Source organism: Stenotrophomonas sp. INTA L402-1 (assembly GCF_059295135.1).
Genome location: NZ_JCAFWP010000006.1, coordinates 64675 through 79384, shown reverse-complemented (window position 1 = coordinate 79384; position 14710 = coordinate 64675). Strand labels below are relative to the sequence as shown.

The following is a 14710-nucleotide window of genomic DNA, read 5'->3' as shown; positions in this document are numbered from 1 at the left end:
GTCTCAGGCACTCTCGATCTGTTCGCCGCGGGCGGCACGCGCGCGGGGTCCGTGGAAGTATTCCTGGATCCACGGATGATCCAGTTTCTCGATGTCAGGCAAGGGTGCGTTGGCCACCACCCTGCGGTCGGCGATCACCGCGACCCGGTCGCAGATCGCGTACAGCGTGTCCAGGTCGTGGGTGATCAGGAACACGGTCAGCCCCAGCGCTTCCTGCAGGGTCTTGATCAGGCGGTCGAATGCAGCCGCACCGATCGGGTCGAGGCCTGCGGTCGGTTCGTCCAGAAACAGCAGCGGCGGGTCCAGCGCCAATGCACGGGCCAGGCCGGCGCGCTTGCGCATGCCACCGGACAACTGCGAGGGAAGCTTGTTGATCGCATCGGCGGGCAGGCCGGCCAGCTTCACCTTCAGCAGCGCCAGCTCGTAATGCCAGCGCTCGGGCAGTTCGCGATGGTGCTCCTTCAGTGGCACCTGCACGTTCTCGCCCACGGTCAGCGAGGAGAACAGGGCACCGTCCTGGAACAGCACACCGGTGTTGCGCTCGATGTGCAGGCGGCTCTCGGCATCGTCGGCACGCGCGTCGCGGCCGAGCACTTCGATCTGCCCGGCATCGGGCACGCGCAGGCCGAGGATCGAACGCATCAGCACCGATTTGCCGGTACCCGAACCACCCACCACACCCAGGATCTCGCCGCGGCGCACGTCCAGGTCCAGGTCTTCATGCACGGTCTGGCTGCCGAAGCGGTTGACCAGCCCGCGCACGCGGATGGCCAGCTCGTGGCCGTTGTCGTCCTGCATGGGAATTTCTTCGGGCGTCGGATGCGTGCTCATGTCACCAGTCCATGTGCATGAACCACAACGCCGCGAAGGCGTCGATGATGATCACCAGCGAGATGGTCTGCACCACGCTGGAGGTGGTGCGTTCGCCGACCGACTGCGCCGTGCCTTCGACCTTCAGTCCTTCCAGACAGCCGATCAGGCCGATCACCAGCGCGAACACCGGCGCCTTCGACAGGCCGACCAGCATGTGCCGCACTTCCATCGTCTCGTGCATGCGCGCGATGTACATCTGTGGCGGAATATCCAGATCGAACGCACCCACCGTGATGCCGCCGGCCAGGCCGGCGACCATCGCGATGAAGGTCAGCAGGGGCAGGGTGACCAGCAGCGCCAGCAGCCGTGGCAGCACCAGCAGGTCGATCGGGTCCAGGCCCAGGGTGCGCATCGCATCGATTTCCTCGCGCGCCTTCATCGCACCGATCTGCGCGGTGAAGGCGCTGGCGGTGCGGCCGGCCAACACGATCGCGGTCAGCAGTACCGCAAATTCGCGCAGGAAGGCGATGTTGACCAGTTCGACCACATAGATCTCGGCGCCGAAGTCGCGCAGGATGGTCGAGCCGAGGAAGGCGATCACCGCGCCGACCAGGTAGGACAGCAGTGCCACCAGCGGTACCGCATCCAGCCCGACCTGCTCCATCTGGTGCACGGTGGCGGTCAGGCGGAAACGGCGGGGTTCCTTGACCAAGCGCGCGGCCTTGACCAGGTTCTCGCCGAGGAAACTGCACAGCGCCTTGATGTTGTGGCCGGTGGCATGGACGCTGACACCCAGCCGCTCCAGTGCAGCCAGCACGCCGAAGTCGCGCTTGGGCCTGGGCCGGTCGTCGGCCACTTCCTCGATGGTGCACACCAGCGCCTGGTGGTCCGGGCGGAACTTCAGTGCGTCCTCACCGAGGTCGGCGCGATGGGCCACGCGCAGCACCTGCAGCACGCCGGCCGAATCCATCTTTTCGATGGCGGTGGCATCGATGCCGGTCAGCGTGTCGGGAACGCCGCGCAGGACTTCGGCCGCGGCCAGCGCGGTCTTCAAGGTCCAGGTGCCGGACAGGCGGATCACGCCCGGGTCATGGGCATCCTGTTCGAGCTGGGGAGCGTGGTTCGGGGTCACTTGGGCCATTCGGGTCGCAGCATAACCGTTCTGTATTGGGCATCGCGTCGAACTCGGATGAATTTCTCCGGTAAGGTCCAGCCTAGGTAATACTACGGCGCATGTCCGCAGACGCTCACACGATCCCCACGCCCCAGGCCACCTACGCGCAGCGCGTGGCCTTCGTTTCCGAGATCGCCGGACGCCTGCACAGCTATGGCACAACGGCCCAGCGCCTGGAAACGGCAGTGGTGGCACTGGCCCGCCAGCTCGATCTGGATTGTGAACCGTGGTCGAATCCCACCGGTATCATCCTCAGCTTCAGCGACCCTGCGCAGGCGATCGGCTCCAGTGACATCACCCGCGTGATCCGCCTGGCCCCCGGCGAGAACGATCTGCACAAGCTCAGCGTGGCCGACCATATCGCCGAGGAAGTGGCCAACGGGCGGATGAGCATCGCCCAGGGCCACACCGCGCTGCGCCAGCTGGACAAGGATCCGGGTCGGCGCGGCAAGCTGCGCACCATCCTCTCGTTCACCCTCGGTGCGGCCGGCGTGGCCGGCATGTGGAAGCTGCCGTGGCTGGACATCGCCACCGCCGGTGTCATCGGCCTGATGATCGGCCTGCTCGGCATGGTCACCGACCGTCGCCCGGCCACCCGCGAAGCCGCCGAGGCACTGGCTGCGCTGCTGGCCGGCCTGGTCGCCACCCTGGTGGCGTCCTTCATCGGCGCGCTCAACCTCAACACGGTGATCATCGCCTCGCTGGTGGTGCTGCTGCCCGGCATGTCGCTGACCAATGCGGTCAATGAGCTGGCCAGCCAGCACTGGGTGTCGGGTACCGCGCGCTTTGCCGGCGCGCTGACCACCATCATGAAGCTCAGCGTCGGCGCGATGATCGCGGTGACCCTCGCCGACGTGCTCGGGCTCGATCCGGTGATCCGCGCCACGCGGCCGCAGGGGCCGTGGGTGGAGTGGGGCTCACTGCTGACCGCGGCGTTTGCCTTCGCGATGCTGTTCAAGGCCAACCGCCGCGATTATCCGTGGGTGATCGCGGCCTCGGTCGCTGGTTATGCGATCTCCAAGTTCGGTGGCCACGCCTGGGGCGCGCCGGCTGGCATCTTCCTGTCGGCGATGCTGCTGACCGCCGGTGGCAATCTGTTCGGCCGCCTCGTCGGCCGCCCGGGCGCAATCATCCGCCTGCCCGGCATCATCATGATGGTGCCCGGCAGCACCAGCCTGCGCGGCGTGCTGACCCTGGTCCAGCAGCAGGACGTGGGCGCCGGCCAGAGCGTGTTCCTCACCGTGCTCAACGTGGTGATGGCGCTGGTGGCGGGCCTGCTGTTCGGCAACCTGCTGATGCCGGCCCGCAAAACCCTGTAATCGCCCTCTGGGCTGCTTCCTGTGGGTGTGGACCGTTGGTCCACACATCTTTCCTTTCCGAAGAATGAAAAACGCCGGCTTTCGCCGGCGTTTTTCAGTGCATCCCGATCCGGCCTCAGGCCTTCTTGATCAGGAAATCTTCCGGCTTCTTGCTGCCCTTGGCGGTCAGCTCGGCCATCCAGCGCGGCTGCTTGCCACGACCGGTCCAGGTTTCCTTCGGATTGGCCGGGTTGCGGTACTTCGGCGCAACCTTGCCCAGCTTGCGGCCAGCGGTCTTCGACGGTGCCTTGGCGACCTTGGCCACCTTGCGCGCGCGCGGGGCCGGGGCGTCGCCGAACAGTTCCTCGATGGTGTAACCCTCGGTCTTGGCCAGCTTGGTCAGCTGTGCCCGGACCTTGGTGATCGGCCGGCGCTTGGCGACGATGGTCTGCTGTTTCTTGGCGGTGCGGATCAGGGCGCCCAGCTCGCGTGCCGACAGGCCGGTCAGGTCAATGCTCATTTACGGTTACTCCGGAAACTAATAAGTGGACGGGACGAGCCAGTCCCTGGCGTCGCGGGACAGAATAAAGATGAATTAATCGCAGCACAAATGCAGACCGGTCATGGCCTGGCAGCATCCCGGCTGCATTGCGTCGATTTTGACCGGATTATGTCCGCTGCAATATTGCTCAAATGGGCGTCAGGCAAAAAAAGACCGGGGCATGCCCCGGTCTTTTCCTGATCAAGCCTGCAGGCGCTGCAGCAGGGTGGCCTTGTCCAGGCTTTCCGCTTCGCTGGCACGACGCGAGCGGTACTCGTAGGTGCCGGCGGCCAGGCCACGTTCGCTGACCACCACGCGGTGCGGGATGCCGATCAGTTCCATGTCGGCGAACATTGCGCCCGGGCGCAGGCCACGGTCGTCGAGTGCCGCGTCCAGGCCCGCATCGCGCAGCTCCTGCAGCAGGTTGGCCGCGGCGTCGGCCACGGCGGCGTCACCCTTCGGGTTGATCACGCACACCACCACCTGCCACGGCGCCATCGCGTCCGGCCAGATGATGCCGGCATCGTCATGGTTCTGTTCGATCGCGGCAGCCACCACGCGCGAGATACCGATGCCATAGCAGCCCATCGCCATCACCGCCGCCTTGCCGTTCTCGTCCAGAACGGTGGCATCCAGCGCTTCGGCGTACTTGCGGCCGAGCTGGAACACGTGGCCGACTTCGATGCCACGGGCGATCTTCAGTTCACCACCGTCCAGCGCGCGGTCACCGGCACGCACGTTGCGGATGTCGGCCACTTCCGGTTCCGGCAGGTCGCGGCCCCAGTTGACGCCAGCCAGGTGGAAACCGGCTTCGTTGGCGCCGACGACGAAGTCGGACATCGCCGCCACTTCGCGATCGGCCACCACGCGGATGGCCTTGGCCGGGGCGACCGGGCCGAGGAAGCCCGGCACGCTGCCCAGGTGCTCGGCGATTTCCGCCTCACTGGCGAAGCGCTGTTCGTCCAGGCCGGCAACCTTGGCCAGCTTGATCTCGTTGACCTCATGGTCGCCGCGTACCAGCAGCAGCACGAACTGCTGTGCCTTGCCTTCGCCGGCGATCAGCGCCACCGATTTCACCGTGCGCTGCAGGTCGATGCCGAGCAGCGCCGCGACATCCTCGCAGGTCTTCTGGGTGGGGGTATCGACCTTGCGCATGGCTTCGCTGGCGGCCGCACGCGGTGCCGGATCGGCAGCGATCGCCGCTTCCATGTTGGCCGCGTAGTCCGAACCGGTGGAGAACACCAGCGCGTCTTCGCCGGAATCGGCGATGACGTGGAATTCCTGCGAGGCATCACCGCCGATCGCGCCGGAGTCGGCCTGCACCATGCGGAAATCCAGGCCGAGGCGGGTGAAGATACGGCTGTAGGCCGACTTCATGTTCTCGTACTCGCGCACCAGGCACTCATCGTGCAGGTGGAACGAATAGGCGTCCTTCATCAGGAACTCGCGCGAACGCATCACGCCGAAGCGCGGACGGATCTCGTCGCGGAACTTGGTCTGCACTTGGTAGAAGTTCACCGGCAGCTGCTTGTAGCTGGACAGCTCGCTGCGCGCGAAGTCGCAGGCGGCTTCTTCGGCGGTCGGGCTGTAGCAGAACACCTGGTCCTTGCGGTCCTTGATCTTCAGCAGCTGCGGGCCGAACTTCTGCCAGCGGCCGGTCTGCTCCCACAGTTCCTTCGGCTGGATGGTCGGGATCTGGAATTCCACGGCACCGGCGCGGTCCATTTCCTCGCGCACGATGCGCTCGACCTTGCGCAGCACGCGCAGGCCCAGCGGCGACCAGGTGTACAGGCCCGATGCCAGCTTGCGGATCATGCCCGCGCGCAGCATCAGCCGGTGGCTGGTGAGCTCGGCGTCGCTGGGGGTTTCCTTGGTGGTGTGCAGGTGGAACTGGGAGAGGCGCATCGTCGGCTTCGGATAACGGCAGAGACGCCTATTCTGCCAGCCCGGCCGGGGGGAGGGGTATCGGCAGGGCTGCGCCCTGCACCCGCCTCAAGCAACGTCAACTGCAACGGCAACAGCAAAAACCGGTTTCCTGGGAGATGGCGGGGTGGGTCCGGTTGCGGGGGGCGCCGTGAATACGTCCATGTAGGCTCGGTCGCCGCATCCATGCGGCTCACGCCCCCGCAACCGGACCCACCCCGCCTTCGACAGTTTTCCGCGATCTGTCGCCCTTTTGTAGGGCCGAGCCATGCTCGGCTGCTGTTCGATCAATTCTCGAAATATTCAATTTCCATGGAGATTCATCCACGCATGGCGTGGATCTACTGACCGTCACTAGCGATCTGTCAGGGGCGGGGCGGTGTGGGTTGGCAGGACCGTTGGCGCCATGGATGGCGCCATCGAGCCCCCATGGAAGGGTTTACGGCGTGTCCTGCCAGCCCACACCGCCCCGCCAAACCCACGGAAAGCCCAGAGCCGGCTGTTGCCGTTGACGTTGCTTTGGTCTCGGCAGGTGCAGGGCGCAGCCCTGCCGATACCCTCACTGTGCTGGGCAGTAAGCCTTGATGGCAGCTTCAGCCAATCCCTTCTGCGCGCTGCGCTGCTCCGGAGCCAACGCGGTATCGGCCTTGCCATCGCCATCGGTGTCCTGCATTACCTGGCCGCCGCCGTCCAGCAGGGCCAGGTTGGCGCGGGCGGTGCTGCACTGCTCGGGCACCGGCGCGGCCGGGATCTCGGCGCTGGCCGCCGCCTGGGGACTGCGCGCCTGCGCCCGGGTCTCGAACTTCCTGCCCGCCGGCGGGGTCTCCGAATACTGGGTCACGCCATTGGCGTCCTTCCATTTATAGACCGGGCCGGCCACGGCGTTGGCACTGGCCAACAACAGCAGGCATCCAAGGCAGGACAGGGCACGCATGGCAAACTCCACGGAATGGGCGTAGAACGCCGATTGCAGCATTGGCGCCGAGCACTGGCAAGTCGATTAAACTGGATTCCATGGACCCGATCACACCGCCGCCGCGTTCGCGCACGATTTACCTGCTGCCCAACCTGTTCACCACCGCCGGCCTGTTTGCCGGCTTCTACGCGATCATCGCCGCGGCCAACGGGGACTTCGTCAACGCCAGCATCGCCGTGTTCGTGGCGGCGGTGATGGATGGCCTGGATGGGCGCGTGGCGCGCCTGACCGGCACCAGCAGCGAATTCGGCGTGCAGTACGACTCGCTGGCCGACCTGGTCAGCTTCGGCATGGCCCCGGCGCTGGTGATGTACCACTGGTCGCTGTCGTGGCTGAAATTCGACGACCCGCTGCTGGGTCGCGTCGGCTGGGCCGTGGCCTTCCTGTATGCCGCCTGCGCGGCGCTGCGCCTGGCCCGCTTCAATACCCAGGTAGCGGTGGTCGACAAGCGCTGGTTCGTCGGCCTTGCCAGCCCGGCCGCGGCCGGCCTGATGATGTCCTTCGTCTGGGCGTTCGCCGATGGCAACCTGGGCTGGGACGGCAACCAGCTGCGCTACGTGGCGCTGGCGGTGACGATCATCGCGGCGCTGTTGATGGTCAGCCGCATCCGCTTCTGGAGCTTCAAGGGCGGCGGCGCCAAGGGCACCCGCTCCGACCGCGTGCCGTTCCTGGTACTGGCCCTGGTGCCAGTGGCGATCGCCATTGCGGTCATCGACCTGCCGCGCGTGCTGTTCGCGGTGGGCATCCTGTACGCCTTGTCGGGCCCGGTGATGTGGGCCGTGCAGCGCCTGCGCAAGAAGCCCGAGGCCGCGTGAGCGAGGACCTGCCCGTGCTGTGGTCACCGGCCCAGCAGGCCTGGCTGCAGGCCATGGGCTACACCGTCTATCACGACGGCCAGCTGGCCGCCGAGCTGGATGCCGCGCTGCAGCTGAGCGTGGCCGACGCCGAGGCGGCTGCCACACCAGCGGCGGAGCAGACGCGGGCGTCAACCGCACCCGCGCGCGAACCTCTGGCTGCGGCCGCACCGGTTTCCCGCCAGGAACGCCCGGCGCCAGCGCGTCGCGAGACCCCGGTCAGCGCACCGGACACCGCGCCCGCGGCTGCCCGGCCGCTGCCTGGCGGCAATGCCCGGCAGCCGGTGGTGCGCCTGCCGGATCGCCTGCAGATCGCCTTGCTGCGCGCGTCCGGCTGCAATCCCAATGATCCGGCCACGCAGGCGCTGATGGACAGCTGGCCGCTGGACCAGCTGCGTCAGGACCCGGCCGCCAAGCGCGCGCTGTGGCCGCAGCTGCGCGCCCTGCGCAAGCGGGGTGCGCCATGAGTGCGGTCAGCCAGCCCGGTCCGGTCAGCCTGCGCGCGCTGCGCGAGAGCGACCTCAACGCGGTGATGGCGATTGAAGTACGCGGCTATCCGTTTCCCTGGACCCGCGGCATCTTCGTCGACTGCCTGCGTGCGGGCTATCCGGGCCTGGCCATGGAGCGTGATGGCCAGCTGATCGGCTATGGCGTGCTCAGCATCGCGGCCGACGAGGCCCATGTGCTGAACGTCTGCATCGATCCACTAACGCAGTCGCGTGGGCTCGGACGTCAGTTGCTGCGCGCGCTGGTACAGCTGGCCGGCGACCGCGGGGCGCAGCGTGTGTTCCTGGAAGTGCGTCCGTCCAACACACCCGCGCTGGCCTTGTACCACAGCGAAGGCTTCAACGAGATCGGTCGCCGCCCGCGTTACTACCCGGCCGCACAGGGCCGCGAAGACGCGGTGGTGATGGCGATCGAACTGGTCGACGGCGACCTGCAGGCGATGCCGCCGCTGTAACGGAGCAGGGTTGCCGGCCAGCGGCCGGCACTACCGATGGATCTCCGCTGTCATCGACACATCACCTACCGTGGTAGGTGCCAGCCTTGGTTGGCACGCTTTCCTCACGCCAGCCGCAGTGCCAACACACCCCCGACGATCAACGCCGCCGCCAGCCAGCGCGCGCGCGGAATCCGTTCGCGCAGCAGGAACACCGAGATCAGCAACGCGAACAGGATCGACGATTCGCGCAACGCCGAGACCATCGCCACCGGCGCCTGGGTCATTGCCCACAACGCCATCGCATACGAGGTGGTGGTGCCGACGCCACCGGCCAGCCCCAGCGGCCAGTGCTGCCGCGCATAGTCCAGCACCGCGCCGCGGCGCGTGTACAGCGCCCACAGTGGCAGTGGAATGCCCGACAGCAGGAACAGCCACAACGTATAGCTGAGTGCGCTGCCGGACTGACGCGCGCCCTGCGCATCGACCAGCGTGTAGGTGGCAATCATCGCCGCGGTCAGCAGCGGCAGGCGCAGCTGACCGCCACGCGCCCCCAGCGCCATGCACAGGATGCCGGTGCTGACCAGCACCACGCCCAGCCACGCTGCCGGTGGCAGCTGCTCGCCCAGCAGGGTGCCCGCCAACGCGACCAGGATCGGCGCGCTGCCACGCATCAGCGGGTAGGCCAGGCTCATGTCGACCTGCTGGTAACAGCGTGCGACCAGGCCGTAGTAGGTCACCTGCAGCAGCACCGACGCGCCCAGCCACGGCCAGCTGTGCGCGGCGGGAAATGGCAGGAAGGGCAGGCCGGCAGCCGACAGCAGCGCGGCACTGCCGGTCACCAGTACGGTGCCGAGGAACTTGTCCGGCCCGCGCTTGACGATCGCGTTCCAGCTGGCGTGCAGGGCTGCAGCGGCGAGAACCAGCAGGAAGATGGAAAGCGGCATCCGCCGATGATGCCATGCGCGGGAAATGTAGAGTCGAGCCATGCTCGACTGCTGCCATGAGTCGAGCACGGCTCGACTCTACAAAAGGAAACGCCGGGCAGTACCCGGCGTTTCCCGGCGCTTACAGCTTCGCGCGCTGCTCGCGCAGGCCGGCCAGCTGGGTGTTCCAGTCGACCAGGCGCACGCGTTCCTGCTCGACCACCGCCGGGGGCACCTTGTCGGTGAACTTGGCCAGCTTGGTTTCGCTCTTCTCCTGCTCGCCTTCCACGCGCTTGATCTCCTTGTCCAGGCGCGCGCGCTCGGCATCGAGATCGACCAGGCCTTCCAGCGGCACCAGCAGCTTCAGTTCACCGACGATCGCGGCGGCAGCCGGCGGTGCACTTTCGCCTTCAGCCAGCCACTGGATGCTGTCCAGCTTGAGTAGGAACGACAGCGAGGCGCTGAAACGTTCGATGCGCACGCGGTCCTGCTCCAGACCGGCCTGCAGGCGCAGCGGCACCAGCTTGGAGGGCGCGACGTTCAGCTCACTGCGCACGCGGCGCACGGCACTGATCACGGCCTTCAGCCATTCCACATCGGCCTCGGCCTGGGCGAAATCGCCTTCGAACTCGGCGGCGGTCGGGTACGGGCGCAGCGACAGCGTGGTTTCGGCCAGGCCCAGTCGCGGGGCCAGCTGCTGCCACAGCTGTTCGGTGATGAACGGCGTGAGCGGGTGCAGCAGGCGCAGCAGCGCTTCCAGCACGTACAGCAGGGTGTGGCGGGTGCTTTCGGCGTCGGCGGCATCGGCACCGTTCAGCGCCGGCTTGCTCAGTTCCAGGAACCAGTCGCAGAACTCGTTCCAGGCAAACTCGTACAGGCACTGCGCCAGCAGGTCGAAGCGGTAGTTGGCGTAATGGCCCTGGGCCTCGCTGGACACGGCCGCAAGGCGCGAAAGGATCCAGCGCTCCGCATCGGTACGCGGGGTCGGCATGCCGGTGAACGCTGCACCCTCGGTGTTCATCAGGGTGAAGCGGCTGGCGTTCCACAGTTTGTTGCAGAAGTTCTTGTAGCCCTCGGCGCGGTTCATGTCGAACTTGATGTCGCGGCCGTGGGTAGCCAGCGCGGCGATGGTGAAGCGCAGCGCATCGGCACCGTGGGCGGCGATGCCGTCCGGGAATTCCTTGCGGGTGGCCTTCTCGATCTTCTCCACCATCTTCGGCTGCATCAGGCCGCCGGTGCGCTTGGCAACCAGGTCGTCGATGCTGATGCCGTCGATGATGTCCAGCGGGTCGAGCACGTTGCCCTTGCTCTTGGACATCTTCTGGCCCTGGCCGTCGCGGATCAGGCCGGTGAAGTAGACGTCCTTGAACGGGATCTTCCCGACCAGGTTGTCGGTGGCCATGATCATGCGCGCCACCCAGAAGAAGATGATGTCGAAGCCGGTGATCAGTACCGACGACGGCAGGTAGCGGTCGAAGCCGCGCTCGGCCATGGCCTGCTCGTTCGGCCAGCCCAGGGTGGAGAACGGCCACAGCTGCGAGGAGAACCAGGTCTCCAGCACGTCGCTTTCCTGGTTCAGCACCACGTCGCTGCCCAGGCTGTGCTTTGCGCGCACTTCCTCTTCGCTGCGACCGACGTAGCAGCTGCCGGTGGCTTCGTCGAACCACGCCGGAATGCGGTGGCCCCACCACAGCTGGCGGCTGATGCACCAGTCCTGGATGTTGTTCATCCAGTGGCGGTAGGTGTTGATCCAGTTCGGCGGCACGAAGGAAATGCTTCCGTCCTCGACCAGTTCCAGGCCACGCTTGGCCAGGTCGTCCATCTTCACGAACCACTGGTCGGTCAGGTATGGCTCGATCACCTGGCCGGTACGGTCGCCACGCGGCACCTGCAGCTTGTGCGCCTTGGTCTCGACCAGAATGCCCAGGTCTTCCAGCTCGGCCAGCACGGCCTTGCGCGCGGCGTAGCGGTCCAGGCCCTGGAAGCGCTCCGGCGCGTTTTCATTCAGCGCCGCCACCGGGGTGAACAGGTTGATCATCGGCAGGCTGTGGCGCACGCCCACTTCGTAGTCGTTGAAATCGTGGGCCGGGGTGACCTTGACCACGCCAGTGCCGAAGGCGCGGTCCACGTAATCATCGGCGATCACCGGCACGCGGCGGCCGGTCAGCGGCAACACCACGCTCTTGCCGATCAGGTGCGCGTAGCGCGCGTCTTCCGGGTGCACCATCACCGCGGTATCGCCCAGCAGGGTTTCCGGACGGGTAGTGGCCACCACCAGGTAGTCGCGGGTTTCGCGCAGGGTTTCCACGCCGTCGGCATCGCGCTCGACGTGCTCGTAGCTCAGGCCGTCATCCAGCGTGTAGGCGATCGACCACAGGAAGCCGTCTTCCTCGGCGCTCTCCACTTCCAGGTCGGAGATGGCGGTCTTCAGCACCGGATCCCAGTTGACCAGGCGCTGGCCGCGGTAGATCAGGCCCTGCTCGTACCAGCGCACGAAGGCTTCGTTCACCGCCGCCGAAGGCTGCGGATCCATGGTGAAGGTGCTGCGCGACCAGTCGGCCGAGGTACCGAGGCGGCGCATCTGGCGTTCGATGATGTCGCCGGACTGCTGCTTCCACTCCCAGACCTTGCCGATGAAGCCTTCGCGGCCCAGCGAATCGCGGGTCTCGCCCTTGCCTTCCAGCGCCAGGTTGCGGCTGACCACCATTTCGGTGGCGATGCCGGCATGATCGGTACCGACCTGCCACAGCGTGTCGTAGCCACGCATGCGGTGGTAGCGCACCAGCGCGTCCATCAGGGTCTGCTGGAAGGCGTGGCCCATGTGCAGGGTGCCGGTCACGTTCGGGGGCGGCAGCAGGATGGTGTACGGCTCGCCCGTGCCGGACGGCTTGAAGTGGCCGGCCTTCTCCCAGGCCTCGTAGAGGTCGGTCTCGAAGGACTTCGGGTCGTAACTGGAGGCGAGTTGGGTCATGCGGGGGAACCGGTAATCAAGGCGGAAGGGAGATCAGCGCGGCCCGAGGGCGCGCCGGATCTTCTGGTCGGTGTGGTACTGGCTGACCGCGTAGGCGGCCCAGATCGCGGCGGGCAGCCAGCCGATCAGGGTGATCTGCAGGATCAGGCAGACAATGCCGGCAAACGGCCGGCCGATGGTGAAGAAGGACAGCCAAGGAAGAATCAGGGCGATCAACAGGCGCATCAAGGGGTCCTCGCTGGACTTACATGTCGTGCTTGTTCAGGTCGTAACCGGCGGCCTTGTACTGGCGCCAGCGTTCGCGCAGCGGTTCGCGCGCTTCCGGGTCGGCCGGAACCACTTCCAGCACGCGCTCGCACTCGCCCAGCCAGGGCTCATCACGCAGGTTGATCACCAGCGGGCGCGCCGGTGCCTCGGTGCCGGGCACGGCGATCAGCACCAGGGCTTCTTCCTCGTCCATGTCCTCGCCGGCGATCTGGTGCGGGATGTAGGCATCGTTGTCGAACGCCCACAGCAGTTCGTCCAGCTCCTCGGCCTGGGCCTGGTCGCGGGCCAGCACCAGGGTGAACAACCCGGCGTCGTTGGCCTTGCGCGCCAGCTCGCAGACCAGGCGCAACGGCTCGGTCAGGAAGCGGGGCTTGGCGATCAGGTAGAAGTCGGCGCGGGGCATGGCAGGGTCCGGGTCAGGCAGGGGCCCGGCAGTGCCGGGCGAGGCCCTGGCCGGCGGAGGCCGGCCAGGGTCGGGTACGGCATCAGGCGCGGGCGGCCTGGTCCAGCAGCCACTGGCTCAGCAGGCCGACCGGGCGGCCGGTGGCCATGCCACGCTTGCCTTCATCGCTGGCCACGCCGGCGATGTCCAGGTGGGCCCAGCGCTGGCCTTCGGCGAAGCGCGACAGGAAACAGCCGGCGGTGATCGCACCGGCCCAGCGGCCGCCGATGTTGTAGACGTCGGCGAAGGTCGAATCCAGCATCGGCTGGTACTCGTCCCACAGCGGCAGGCGCCAGGCGCGGTCGAACACCTGCTCGCCGGCGGCCAGCAGCTCGTTGGCCAGGTCGTCGTGCTTGCTCATCAGGCCGGCGGTCTGGTGGCCCAGGGCGACCATGCAGGCACCGGTCAGGGTGGCGACGTCGACCAGCGCGGCCGGCTCGAAGCGCTGCGCGTAGGTCAGCGCGTCGCACAGGATCAGGCGGCCTTCGGCGTCGGTGTTGCCCACTTCGATGGTCTTGCCCGACATCGAGGTGATCACGTCGGACGGGCGGTAGGCGTTGCCATCGATGGCGTTTTCCACCGCCGGCACCACCACCACCAGGTTCAGCGGCAGCTTGGCCTTGACCGCAGCGACGAAGGTGCCGATGACGTTGGCGCCACCGCACATGTCGTACTTCATCTCTTCGATGCCGCCCTGGGTCTTCAGGTTGACGCCACCGGTATCGAAGGTGATGCCCTTGCCGACCAGCACATACGGCTTGGCGTCGCCGCCATTGTTCCACTTCAGCACGACCAGGCGCGGGCGGTTGGCCGAACCGCGGGCCACGGCCAGCAGCGAGCCCATGCCCAGCGCTTCCATCTGGTGCTCGTCGAGGATCTCGGCTTCGGCACCGTCGTGCTCGCCGGCGAACTTCACGCCGACCTCGGCCAGATGGGCCGGGGTGCAGTAGTTCGGCGGCAGGTTGCCCAGCTCGCGGGCGAACTCGACACCGGCGGCGATGGCCTGGCCCTGGGCCAGGGCCTGCGCGTCGTCACCGGCGATGGCCAGCTGGGCCAGGCCGGCGTCGTCGGCCTTCTTCTTGCCCAGGGTGGCGGTGTAGCGGTACGCGGCGTGATCGGCGGCGATCACCGCCTGGCGGATCGCCCAGGCCGCGTCGCGGTCCTTCACCGCCACTTCGGACAGGGTGAACAGTGCGCTGCGGGCAGCACCGGCCTTCAGCGCGCGCACGGCGTCGCCGACGGCCTTCAGGTACTGCGGCACGCCGAAGCGGGCGACTTCGCCGAGGCCGACCACCAGCACGCGCGGGGCGGTCACGCCCGGCAGGTCATGCAGCAGGGTGGTGGCGCCGGTCTTGCCGGACAGGTCGCCGCGCTGGGCCAGGGCGGCCAGGCGGCCACCGCTGGCGGCGTCCAGGGCCTGTGCGGCCGGGGTCAGGGTATGGTCGGCATACGCGCCAACCACCAGGCAATCGACGGTGGCGGCGGCCGGAGCAACGTGGTTCAGGGTGAATTCGAGGGCCATTGAGCAGATTCCATTGGCGAGTCCGTACAATCGCAGGCCGTTTACGCCCAGACAGTAGACTGG

General features: G+C 67.2%; 14 protein-coding genes. 4 read left to right on the top strand and 10 right to left on the bottom strand.

What is annotated here, in order from left to right; translation table 11 throughout:
• Nucleotides 1-3: 3 nt before the first annotated feature.
• Together AC5O77_RS06255 and AC5O77_RS06250 are read right to left on the bottom strand one after the other, a co-directional pair.
• On the bottom strand, nucleotides 4-831 hold the full coding sequence (locus AC5O77_RS06255; protein WP_329914231.1) for an ABC transporter ATP-binding protein: 828 nt from the start codon (nucleotides 829-831) through the stop codon (nucleotides 4-6).
• Nucleotide 832: 1 nt separating this feature from the next.
• Nucleotides 833-1954 carry an ABC transporter permease gene (locus AC5O77_RS06250; protein WP_049424924.1) on the bottom strand — a complete coding sequence of 374 codons (1122 nt, stop codon included), beginning with the start codon at nucleotides 1952-1954 and terminating at the stop codon, nucleotides 833-835.
• Between the two features lie 92 nt (nucleotides 1955-2046).
• On the opposite strand from AC5O77_RS06250, the gene AC5O77_RS06245 reads away from it, so the two are divergent.
• Nucleotides 2047-3306: a threonine/serine exporter family protein gene (locus tag AC5O77_RS06245; protein WP_049398420.1), complete on the top strand. Its 1260-nt coding sequence runs from the start codon at nucleotides 2047-2049 to the stop codon at nucleotides 3304-3306.
• Between the two features lie 115 nt (nucleotides 3307-3421).
• Here AC5O77_RS06245 and AC5O77_RS06240 read toward each other — a convergent pair whose 3' ends face one another.
• From AC5O77_RS06240 to AC5O77_RS06230, 3 genes are all read right to left on the bottom strand, one after another.
• Nucleotides 3422-3805, bottom strand: a complete 384-nt coding sequence (locus AC5O77_RS06240) for an H-NS histone family protein (protein WP_032128000.1) — start codon at nucleotides 3803-3805, stop codon at nucleotides 3422-3424.
• 222 nt (nucleotides 3806-4027) lie between these two features.
• A complete protein-coding gene (locus tag AC5O77_RS06235) occupies nucleotides 4028-5731 on the bottom strand; it encodes a proline--tRNA ligase (protein ID WP_478058132.1) in 1704 nt (567 codons plus the stop codon).
• 577 nt (nucleotides 5732-6308) lie between these two features.
• Nucleotides 6309-6683 carry a DUF4124 domain-containing protein gene (locus tag AC5O77_RS06230; protein ID WP_494506570.1) on the bottom strand — a complete coding sequence of 125 codons (375 nt, stop codon included), beginning with the start codon at nucleotides 6681-6683 and terminating at the stop codon, nucleotides 6309-6311.
• Nucleotides 6684-6763: 80 nt separating this feature from the next.
• Here AC5O77_RS06230 and pssA point away from each other — a divergent pair, with 80 nt between their 5' ends.
• From pssA to rimI, 3 genes are read left to right on the top strand one after another with little or no spacing between them, the layout of a single operon-like run.
• Nucleotides 6764-7540, top strand: coding sequence for a CDP-diacylglycerol--serine O-phosphatidyltransferase (gene pssA, locus AC5O77_RS06225; RefSeq protein ID WP_019660986.1), 777 nt, complete (start codon nucleotides 6764-6766; stop codon nucleotides 7538-7540).
• Nucleotides 7537-8046, top strand: coding sequence for a hypothetical protein (locus tag AC5O77_RS06220; protein WP_494506569.1), 510 nt, complete (start codon nucleotides 7537-7539; stop codon nucleotides 8044-8046). Before pssA ends, AC5O77_RS06220 begins: the two co-directional genes overlap by 4 nt.
• Complete coding sequence (rimI, locus tag AC5O77_RS06215) at nucleotides 8043-8540, top strand: ribosomal protein S18-alanine N-acetyltransferase (protein ID WP_032128003.1); 498 nt, start codon at nucleotides 8043-8045, stop codon at nucleotides 8538-8540. The genes AC5O77_RS06220 and rimI overlap by 4 nt, the downstream gene beginning before the upstream one ends.
• Before the next feature lie 104 nt (nucleotides 8541-8644).
• Here the strand turns inward: rimI and AC5O77_RS06210 are convergent, their stop codons facing one another.
• From AC5O77_RS06210 to AC5O77_RS06190, 5 genes are all read right to left on the bottom strand, one after another.
• Nucleotides 8645-9466 carry an EamA family transporter gene (locus tag AC5O77_RS06210; protein ID WP_049461825.1) on the bottom strand — a complete coding sequence of 274 codons (822 nt, stop codon included), beginning with the start codon at nucleotides 9464-9466 and terminating at the stop codon, nucleotides 8645-8647.
• 121 nt (nucleotides 9467-9587) lie between these two features.
• Nucleotides 9588-12416, bottom strand: coding sequence for a valine--tRNA ligase (locus AC5O77_RS06205; protein ID WP_494506568.1), 2829 nt, complete (start codon nucleotides 12414-12416; stop codon nucleotides 9588-9590).
• A 33-nt stretch (nucleotides 12417-12449) separates the two neighbouring features.
• A complete protein-coding gene (locus tag AC5O77_RS06200) occupies nucleotides 12450-12641 on the bottom strand; it encodes a YqaE/Pmp3 family membrane protein (RefSeq protein WP_012510005.1) in 192 nt (63 codons plus the stop codon).
• A 19-nt stretch (nucleotides 12642-12660) separates the two neighbouring features.
• Nucleotides 12661-13086, bottom strand: a complete 426-nt coding sequence (locus AC5O77_RS06195) for a DNA polymerase III subunit chi (RefSeq protein ID WP_049400292.1) — start codon at nucleotides 13084-13086, stop codon at nucleotides 12661-12663.
• Between the two features lie 82 nt (nucleotides 13087-13168).
• On the bottom strand, nucleotides 13169-14647 hold the full coding sequence (locus AC5O77_RS06190; protein WP_329810708.1) for a leucyl aminopeptidase: 1479 nt from the start codon (nucleotides 14645-14647) through the stop codon (nucleotides 13169-13171).
• Nucleotides 14648-14710 lie beyond the last annotated feature (63 nt).

What these genes read in the sequence shown, in the direction of transcription:
- AC5O77_RS06240 (WP_032128000.1), bottom strand. Translation starts at nt 3,805, where the DNA reads ATGAGCATTGACCTGACCGGCCTGTCGGCACGCGAGCTGGGCGCCCTG.
- pssA (WP_019660986.1), top strand. Translation starts at nt 6,764, where the DNA reads ATGGACCCGATCACACCGCCGCCGCGTTCGCGCACGATTTACCTGCTG.
- AC5O77_RS06190 (WP_329810708.1), bottom strand. Translation starts at nt 14,647, where the DNA reads ATGGCCCTCGAATTCACCCTGAACCACGTTGCTCCGGCCGCCGCCACC.
- AC5O77_RS06255 (WP_329914231.1), bottom strand. Translation starts at nt 831, where the DNA reads ATGAGCACGCATCCGACGCCCGAAGAAATTCCCATGCAGGACGACAAC.
- AC5O77_RS06245 (WP_049398420.1), top strand. Translation starts at nt 2,047, where the DNA reads ATGTCCGCAGACGCTCACACGATCCCCACGCCCCAGGCCACCTACGCG.
- AC5O77_RS06205 (WP_494506568.1), bottom strand. Translation starts at nt 12,416, where the DNA reads ATGACCCAACTCGCCTCCAGTTACGACCCGAAGTCCTTCGAGACCGAC.
- AC5O77_RS06210 (WP_049461825.1), bottom strand. Translation starts at nt 9,466, where the DNA reads ATGCCGCTTTCCATCTTCCTGCTGGTTCTCGCCGCTGCAGCCCTGCAC.
- AC5O77_RS06235 (WP_478058132.1), bottom strand. Translation starts at nt 5,731, where the DNA reads ATGCGCCTCTCCCAGTTCCACCTGCACACCACCAAGGAAACCCCCAGC.
- AC5O77_RS06200 (WP_012510005.1), bottom strand. Translation starts at nt 12,641, where the DNA reads ATGCGCCTGTTGATCGCCCTGATTCTTCCTTGGCTGTCCTTCTTCACC.
- rimI (WP_032128003.1), top strand. Translation starts at nt 8,043, where the DNA reads ATGAGTGCGGTCAGCCAGCCCGGTCCGGTCAGCCTGCGCGCGCTGCGC.
- AC5O77_RS06250 (WP_049424924.1), bottom strand. Translation starts at nt 1,954, where the DNA reads ATGGCCCAAGTGACCCCGAACCACGCTCCCCAGCTCGAACAGGATGCC.
- AC5O77_RS06195 (WP_049400292.1), bottom strand. Translation starts at nt 13,086, where the DNA reads ATGCCCCGCGCCGACTTCTACCTGATCGCCAAGCCCCGCTTCCTGACC.
- AC5O77_RS06230 (WP_494506570.1), bottom strand. Translation starts at nt 6,683, where the DNA reads ATGCGTGCCCTGTCCTGCCTTGGATGCCTGCTGTTGTTGGCCAGTGCC.